This is a genomic window from Undibacterium sp. Tian12W (assembly GCF_049339405.1).
In the GTDB taxonomy this organism is placed as follows: Bacteria; Pseudomonadota; Gammaproteobacteria; order Burkholderiales; family Burkholderiaceae_D; genus Undibacterium.
Genome location: NZ_JBMPPK010000057.1, coordinates 1 through 1,911, shown reverse-complemented (window position 1 = coordinate 1,911; position 1,911 = coordinate 1). Strand labels below are relative to the sequence as shown.

Genomic DNA, 1,911 nt, shown 5'->3' with positions numbered 1-1,911 from the left:
TTGGTTCAGTGTGAAACCTTGAGCCATCCAGTAAGCCAGACCATTTGGGTCTGCTGGGCGGTTGAAGTATGCGATGTAAAGCTTTTGGATATCAGCAGCTGTATTAGCCATTTAAGAACTCCTAATTAAGTTTTGTTGCGAATAAATAAACTCCAGTAACCCTGGGATTTATACTTTTTTCAGCAATGGGAGAGTAGCATGGGCATTTACACAAAAATGTGACTTGAATCACAAATACGAATTAAATTATAAATTGCGTTGCAAAAAAAACCCACCGCTTTACAGAGGTGGGTTTTTTATTTTTATACAGCAGGGAGGATGTTCTCTCCCTGCTGCATGGGTAGCAAGCTACCCATTTTCCTGCATTGCTTACTGAATTAAGCGATGAAGTCGCCAGCGACGATGGAACCTGCGCCAACGAGTTTCACGATAAAGTCACCTGCATCAACTGCACCTACAGTGCCACCGATGTTTTGGAAGGCATAAGTACCAGCTGCTGTACCAGCAGCTACTGTGACGATGTAAGCCTGGTTAGTGGCTTGCAAAGCTACAGCAGCGCCAACCGCAGACGCTGCTGATGCAATTGCTGCTGCCAGAGTAGAAATGTCAGCTGTAGCGATGTTCAGAGAGTTCAGCGTTGTTGCTGCTGTGCCAGTTTTGAACACGTCAGTACCAGCAACCTTGAAGTTAGTAACTGTATCAATGTTGTTGCTGAACAAGGAACCACTAGCAACGATAGTGTCATTGCCAGAAGACAATGTGATAGCGTCAGCACCTGCGCCGCCAGTTACTGTAACTGCACCGCTGGAAACCAGAGTTTGACCACCAGAACCCAGGATGAAAGTACCGCCAGCTGCATTCACAGTTGTTGCACCGTTGAACAGAGTTACAGCATTTGCACCAGTAGTAACATTGAAGTTCACTGTTTCAACGCCAGACAATGCTGCACCAGCTGCGCTAGATGCTGCCAAGCTGAACGCTGCACCAACTGCATCAGTAACTGTCACTGTATCGGTACCCAAACCGGCATTGATTGTTTTCCATGCCAGGTTAGCGTAGGTAGTAGTAAATGCATCATTACCTGTGCCACCAGTGAAAGTTTGGTTAGCAGCAGTTGCAGCCAGTGTTACAGCATTTGTACCATTAGCCAGAACGAAGTTCTCAATCACTGCACTACCTGTGATAGTACCAGCAGTTGACAAAGTAACTGTTTCAGCATTAGTACCGGCTGTAGTACCAGCAGCTACGATTGTACCTGTGGCAGCAGCAAATTGTGCTGCTGACATTGTTACAGAACCACCTGTAGTAATTGTCAGATTTTCAAAACCAGTGACATTAGCGCCACCGATGTTGGAACCTGTGCCCAGAACCAAAGTATCTGTACCTGCACCTGCAGTGAAAGTGCCAGTGTAAGTGAAGTTACCCATAGTCAGTTGGTTATTACCCAAACCGAGGTTAACATTACCAGCTGCAAAAGTAGCGCCAGCACCTGTCACGTCAACTGTATCTGCACCAGTGCCGCCATTGATTGTAGTGATACCAGTTGTAGTATTGAAAATACTGACAGAGTTGGTTGCATTTGCCAGGTTCACAGTCTTGATGTTAGTGATAGTACCGCCTGCTGCTGCGTTACCGAAAGCGATAGCAGTAGCTGCATCACTCAAAGTAATGACATCTGTATCACCAGCATTGCCGTTGACAGTTGTACCATTCAAAGTTGCAGTCAAGCCTGTGAAGTTGTCGTTCACGCCTACAGTGCTATTGAAAACTTGACCAGCTACCAGTGCTGTTGGAGTCAATGCTGTACCGCCACCATTCACTGGGTTAGTACCAACAACACCTGTTGTTACTACTGCGCCGCCAGACACTGTCACTGCATTGCTAACTGTAGTGTTGTTCACGCCACCACCA

Annotated in this window: 1 protein-coding gene; it reads right to left on the bottom strand. The window is 46.5% G+C overall.

Annotation, left to right across the window (positions count from 1 at the left end; translation table 11 throughout):
* Positions 1-377: 377 nt before the first annotated feature.
* The coding region (locus ACO0LI_RS30550) for a beta strand repeat-containing protein (RefSeq protein WP_423037687.1) at positions 378-1,911 on the bottom strand (1,534 nt) is incomplete at its 5' end.